Source organism: Autumnicola edwardsiae, from assembly GCF_031846505.1.
GTDB lineage: Bacteria > Bacteroidota > Bacteroidia > Flavobacteriales > Flavobacteriaceae > Autumnicola > Autumnicola edwardsiae.
On the sequence record NZ_JAVRHP010000038.1, the window covers coordinates 24,877 to 31,178 of the forward strand.

General features: G+C 39.1%; 5 protein-coding genes. All 5 read right to left on the bottom strand.

The window, feature by feature from the left end; translation table 11 throughout:
- Positions 1 to 9: 9 nt before the first annotated feature.
- Positions 10 to 1,464, bottom strand: coding sequence for an LptF/LptG family permease (locus RM529_RS09055; RefSeq protein ID WP_311484471.1), 1,455 nt, complete (start codon positions 1,462 to 1,464; stop codon positions 10 to 12).
- Position 1,465: 1 nt separating this feature from the next.
- The gene (gene lolA1 / locus RM529_RS09060; RefSeq protein ID WP_311484472.1) at positions 1,466 to 2,107 is read right to left on the bottom strand and encodes an outer membrane lipoprotein periplasmic chaperone LolA1; all 642 of its coding nucleotides are present in this window, start codon (positions 2,105 to 2,107) and stop codon (positions 1,466 to 1,468) included.
- Positions 2,108 to 2,173: 66 nt separating this feature from the next.
- Positions 2,174 to 4,543: a DNA translocase FtsK gene (locus RM529_RS09065; protein WP_311484473.1), complete on the bottom strand. Its 2,370-nt coding sequence runs from the start codon at positions 4,541 to 4,543 to the stop codon at positions 2,174 to 2,176.
- A 500-nt stretch (positions 4,544 to 5,043) separates the two neighbouring features.
- Positions 5,044 to 6,045, bottom strand: a complete 1,002-nt coding sequence (locus tag RM529_RS09070; protein WP_311484474.1) for an alpha/beta fold hydrolase — start codon at positions 6,043 to 6,045, stop codon at positions 5,044 to 5,046.
- 90 nt (positions 6,046 to 6,135) lie between these two features.
- On the bottom strand, positions 6,136 to 6,302 hold a 167-nt coding region (locus RM529_RS09075; RefSeq protein ID WP_311484477.1), incomplete at its 5' end, for a diacylglycerol kinase.

The following is a 6,302-nucleotide window of genomic DNA, read 5'->3' on the forward strand; positions in this document are numbered from 1 at the left end:
CAAAGATATTTAATCTATTTTGTCTTTAGTCTTAATGATCCCTGCTTTTTTAAGGAGCCGCTTAAAGGGTTCAAAAAGGTTATCAAAAGCAAATAGACCCTGGTCTGTGGTAGCGCGGTAAGTTAAGAATATTCCCAGCGGAAGCATAATGGCAGTGGGAAGCCAGGTTGCAATAAACGGACTAACACTTCCGTCTTCGGCAGAGTTTTTTGCAAATATGCCAATAAAGTGATAGGTAAGGAATAGTAGGATGGCAATAACCATTGGCAATCCCATTCCGCCTTTTCTAATAATGGCGCCCAGTGGAGCCCCAACAAAAAAGAGTACAAAACAAGCTGCCGCTAAAGCATACTTTTCATGCAGGGCTATTTCAAATTTATTGATTTGCCGGAAACTTGTTTTAAATTCTTCTTTTTTCAGGTTCATGTGAGATAAAGCTGCTTCTGCCGAACTTGTAGCAAAACCTGCGATTTGCGAAGCTTGTTGAGCATCATACAGGTCCAGTACAGATTCTCCTATTTTTGAAGTAGTATCAATATCTGCAGGCCTGTAGTTGAGATTTAGAGTAGCAGCGCCGGTACGGTTAAACATGCTCTCCCTAAAAACTTTTACCTGTTCGTTATAAGTGGTAGAAAAGGAATCTATGCTCTCCCTAAGTTCCGAAGTGTTTAACATCCCCTGTGTACTATGGTAATTTTCGTCTTCCATGTCCACATTATTAAATTCTGAAAGGTCAATATTTATGACATATTCTTCAAAATAACTTTTTGCATATGGCTTGTTTCTTCTTTTTGCAGCATCGTTTGGTTGAATTTCATCGTAATAGTTTCCATCCTTAAGCACCAGGGAGAGTACATCAGAATCTGTGCTGCCCACAAGTTCTCCTTCTGTGGCTTTCATTACCGTGTAATTGCCACTACGGGCACTTTTCTTATGTATAATAATGTCTGTTAAATACTGATCGTTGTCTCCGCTTTTCTCATCCACTTTAATATTTATATCCCCAACCTCATTGAAAATGTCTTCGCTAATGGCCATTGCTGGCTTTAATTTAGCGATATTCCTCCTAAGGTTGATGGACTTAAATTCCGCTGCGGGAATTACGTTATTGGAAAAGAAGAAAGCGGTAAGGCTAACTAAAAAGATGAAGATTGTAAGTCCGCTCATGGCTCTTTGCAAGGAAATACCGGAAGATTTCATTGCTGCGAATTCGTAATTTTCGGCAAAACTTCCAAAGGTCATAATGGAAGTAAGAAGGATGGTAAGCGGTAAAACCAGCGGTACAAGCTTAGGAGAAAAGTAGAGGAGGAATTTGAGAATTATTTCTACATCAAGGTCTTTTCCCGCGAGTTCACCAATGTACAGCCAAATCGTCTGTAGTACAAAAATGAACATGAGGATTATAAAAACTGTAAAAAAGGTTTTTAGGAAACTCGCCAGTATGTACTTGTCTAGTATCTTCAATTTAATCTAAGCGATTAATATAGTAATTGGAATACCTGTCTTCGTTAAAAGTAAAGAGACTCTGTGCCAGTGGCTGGTCTGTTTTAAAGCTTTTTACGGTAATGGTGATTTTTGTACCATTATCCTGGGTTTGGATAAGGTTATAGATATGTTTTGTTTGTGTATCTATTCCTAAAAGAATGTTTTTAACCTCGGCATTGCTGTCTTGCGGAGTAAGCTTTATGTACTGGATTTTCCTTCCTTTTACGTCCTGGGTGATATCCCATTTATAATTATATCCTTCTTCATAAAAAGAAAACATTTTTGAAGGAGTAATATTATTGCTGTCTTCTTCTACATAATTAGAGATATTAATTTCTTCATCCTCAGGAATAATCGTGTAGATTCTCTTACCGTCGAACATTTGCGTGGTACCCATTAAATTCAGCACATATTTGTCACCTTTAATGCTCACATCCCCACGGGTTTCTTGGTTAACATTTTCAGCTGTATTTTCCAGAGCGTATTTAAAGTCGATCACCATATTATCGTAAGCTTTTACTTTTGAAGATACGTCATTTAGCAGGGCTTTTGCCTGGTCAGAGTTCTGGGCGCTCAAGCCGAGGCTGAGAAGAATTGAAAATAAAAAGATTATTTTTTTCATTATAAAATTATTTTTCCGGACGAAAACTGAAGTTTTTGTCCTTTTTAGAGTGCGTGTAAAATGCTTTTATTCGTTTAACAATTGGTCGAGTGCCGCTAAATCTGTAATTAAAACCTGTCGTGCTTTACTTCCTTCAAAAGGGCCTACAATTCCGGCCGCTTCCAGTTGATCGATAATCCTTCCTGCACGGTTATAACCAAGTTTTAATTTTCGTTGCAGCAAAGAAGCTGAGCCTTGTTGCGCTGTCACGATAACCTCGGCCGCTTCCCGAAAGAGCTTATCTCTCTCGCTCACATCTATATCAACTCCTGTGCCATTTTCCTCTCCTTCATAAGCTGGCAGAAGGTGTGCATCTGGATATGCTTTTTGAGAACCTATAAATTCTGTAATCTTATCGACTTCAGGAGTATCTACAAAAGCGCACTGTAAACGTTTCATTTCACTGCCTTGCGTAAAAAGCATGTCACCGCGACCTATTAACTGGTCTGCTCCCTGGCTGTCCAGGATGGTGCGTGAATCTATTTTTGAAGTTACCCTGAAGGCGATCCTGGCCGGGAAGTTTGCTTTTATAATTCCTGTAATTACGTTTACAGAAGGTCTCTGTGTGGCAATTATAAGATGTATTCCCACAGCACGGGCCAGTTGGGCCAAACGGGCAATTGGTGTTTCCACCTCTTTTCCCGCCGTCATGATGAGATCTGCAAACTCATCTACCACAAGCACGATATATGGCAAAAAGTGATGCCCGTCTTCAGGATTAAGTTTTCTGTTTTTAAACTTAACATTGTATTCTTTTAGGTTACGAACCATTGCATTTTTCAGCATTTCGTAACGATTGTCCATTTCGGTACAAAGGGAATTGAGCGTGTGGATCACCTTTGTATTGTCTGTAATAATAGCCTCTTCGGTATCTGGTAATTTTGCGAGATAATGTCTTTCAATTTTATTAAAAAGGGTAAGCTCGACTTTTTTGGGATCTACCAGGACAAATTTTACTTCTGCAGGATGTTTGCTGTATAGTAGAGAAGTAAGAATGGCGTTTAAACCAACAGATTTACCCTGTCCTGTTGCACCTGCCATAAGCATGTGGGGCATTTTTGCAAGATCCACCACAAAAGTTTCGTTAGAAATTGTTTTTCCCAGGGCCATCGGAAGTTCCATTTCGGCATTCTGAAATTTGGGAGAAGCTATGACCGAGCGCATGGATACAATTGTGGAATTCTTGTTAGGTACTTCAATACCAATAGTTCCTTTTCCCGGAATAGGAGCAATAATTCGTATTCCAAGTGCCGAAAGGGACAACGCGATATCATCTTCAAGATTTTTGATCTTCGAAATCCTGATTCCTGCTTCGGGAACAATTTCATATAAGGTCACTGTAGGACCAACCGTGGCTTTAATTTGTGCAATTTCGATCTTGTAATTGCGCAAGGTTTCCACGATACGGTTCTTGTTCTCTTCCAGTTCCTGTTGGTTTACCGTAATGCCGCCGCCATAGTCTTTAAGTAAATCCAGGGAAGGGAATTTGTAGTTGCTCAACTCCAGGGTAGGATCAAATTCACCAAAATCGCTTACCAGTTTTGCACTTAGATTATCTTCTACCTCATCTTCTTCAGGAGCTGTTTCCACCTCCATTTCTACCTCGTCACTTTGCTCTTTCTTTGGAGCGGGAGGTGCAGGCGGTGTAGTTGTATTTGCTTGCGGTGTAGCTGTTTCCAGTTTAATTTCTGAAGAAGATCCTTCTTTTTCTTTTTTATTAACCACTTCTTCCTTCCAGTCTTTCTCTTCTTCTGTTTCTGAAATATTCCCGCCTGATTTCTTTTCGAATTCCGACTGGAATTCCTTTTTAGATTTATTCAGGTAGCCTCCTATAAGTTCCGGAGTAACTTTAAGCCGTACAGTGAGGTACACTATAAACAGGAATATCATTAACAAAACGGTTCCAAAAAAGCCCAGGTAATCCTGAAGGTAATCGTTCATTTCATAACCAATTCTTCCTCCCAGTAATGGATTATCTTCAGCAAAGAATCCGAAGAACAGGGAAAGCCAGATCATAACCAGCACGCCCCAAAACCAGAACTTTTGAAGGTTACTTTTTTTAAAATCGAAGAAGAGATAGATACCAGTAAGACCTACGAGGAAGGCCACAACGAAAGCGGCAATCCCAAAGCCTTTATAAATAAAGAAATCGCTTATAACCGCTCCAAATTTGCTAAGCCAGTTTTTAGATTCAATTTGCCGGTCTGCCAGGTGATCTAACGTAGATTGATCTGCCTGCCAATTAAATAAAAAGGAGATAAAAGCCACAAGTAAAGCCAGGCCAAACAACATTAAAAAACTTCCAAGTACCACCTTTTGTTGCCTGTTTAGCTTAAAGGTGAACTTTGAAGATTTTTTTGCAGGATTTTTTCTGGTTTTAGCCTTCTTTTTAGCCATATATGATTTGAGGTATTTCGGCAAAAATACAAATTAGCCTCATCTAAAATAAAGAAAAGCTGTGGGTATTTAAAATTAACATTTTTAGCCGTAAATATTGCCTCAGGATAACGGTAAATTTGAAATTTCAGCAATAGCGTAAATTGAATATTAGGCATTTGGGTAGCGCAACTTCAAATATTCGAAAAAGTACCAGAACTTAATCGAGATTTATAGTGCAAAAATTGGGGTTTTTTAAGTGTAATCTTTCCTGCCAATATAATTGCCGAAAAAAGAACTAAGAATCAGTTGAAAAATGACAATTTTCGATAGAAAAAAGTGAAATATTAGCAATTTTTGCCGTTAACTGTAGTAAAATAGCTTTATGGCTGGCCAAACCTCCTGTTTGTTTGCTTAATTCAACGTTTTTCTGCTGAAGCAAACTCACAAGCATCAACCTTGAAATTACAGAAGATAGAAACTAAAAAGGTAATACCTAAAAAATGTCAATTATCGGCATACTAATTTTTAAGGTAATCCAGGAGCGGACTTATAAAACGATCAAAAGCTTCAATATGCGGAAGATGTCCTACATCTTCAATTTCCACAAGTTTTGCATCCGGAATTTTGTCCCTGGTTTTTTCCCCAAGCTGGTCGTAAAGTCCCATGGTGGCTTTTACCTCTTCTGAAACCAGGTTTTTTCCAAGGGCAGTGCGGTCTCTGGTGCCAATAATCAAAAGCGTGGGAACTTGAAGCTCGTTAAATTCGTAAATTACCGGTTGGGTAAGGATCATATCATAAGTGAGCGCGGCATTCCAGGCGATAATGGGATAATCTTCATGGAGCGTCCAGCCGGCAAGGAGTTTAGCCCATTCTGCATAATTTTCATTCCAATCTCCGGCGTAATAGTTTTCCTTCTGATAATTTTTAATGGCTTCATAATCTTTCTTTAGCTCTTGTTTGTACCAGTCGTTTACACTCTGATATGGAATTTTCAGCTTCCAGTCTTCGAGACCAATCGGGTTTACCAGGATTAAATTTTCGGTGACTTCAGGGTACATTAAGGCAAAACGAGTGGCGAGCATTCCGCCCATAGAATGTCCTAAAACGCTCATTTTCTCTATTTCCAAAGAATCTGAGAGCTTTTTTGTATTGAAGGCCAGTTGCTGAAAAGTATACTGGAAATGATTTGGTTTGCTGGATTTCCCGAAGCCAATCTGGTCAGGCACCAAAACATCAAATCCTTCAGCCGAAAGTGCTTCAATGGTAGTTTCCCAATAAGCACCATTAAAATTCTTTCCGTGGAGCAGCATTACAGTTTCTCCGTTAGGGTTTTCAGCTTTAATGTACATATAAGCTATTTCGTAAATTTCCTGCTGTGCGTTCACTTTAAAGAAATTTACTGCATAAGGGTACTCGTAATTTGTGAGCCTTGTATCCAGTTTCTCAATATCCGTTTCCTGAGCGGAAACAGGAATAACCAGCAAAACTGCAACAAGCAGGATGAAATATTTTTTCAGCATTATATGAGTTTTATAACGGTTGTGCTTTTGAATTACGAATACATTTATATTTTCTACAAGGCAAAAATCTCTTCCTGCAGTCACAGATGACTAAGGGAAAATGTGTGGGAGGTAAATAAAACCAGCAATGATTACGGCAACAAATGCGGTAAAAAAAACGCCTCCCGCGGCGACATCCTTAATGTGCCCAATTTTACTATGAAAGTCGGGGTGTACAAAATCTGCCATCGCTTCTACAGCGGTATTAAGACCTTCTG

What these genes read in the sequence shown, in the direction of transcription:
- RM529_RS09065 (WP_311484473.1), bottom strand. Translation starts at nt 4,543, where the DNA reads ATGGCTAAAAAGAAGGCTAAAACCAGAAAAAATCCTGCAAAAAAATCT.
- lolA1 (WP_311484472.1), bottom strand. Translation starts at nt 2,107, where the DNA reads ATGAAAAAAATAATCTTTTTATTTTCAATTCTTCTCAGCCTCGGCTTG.
- RM529_RS09070 (WP_311484474.1), bottom strand. Translation starts at nt 6,045, where the DNA reads ATGCTGAAAAAATATTTCATCCTGCTTGTTGCAGTTTTGCTGGTTATT.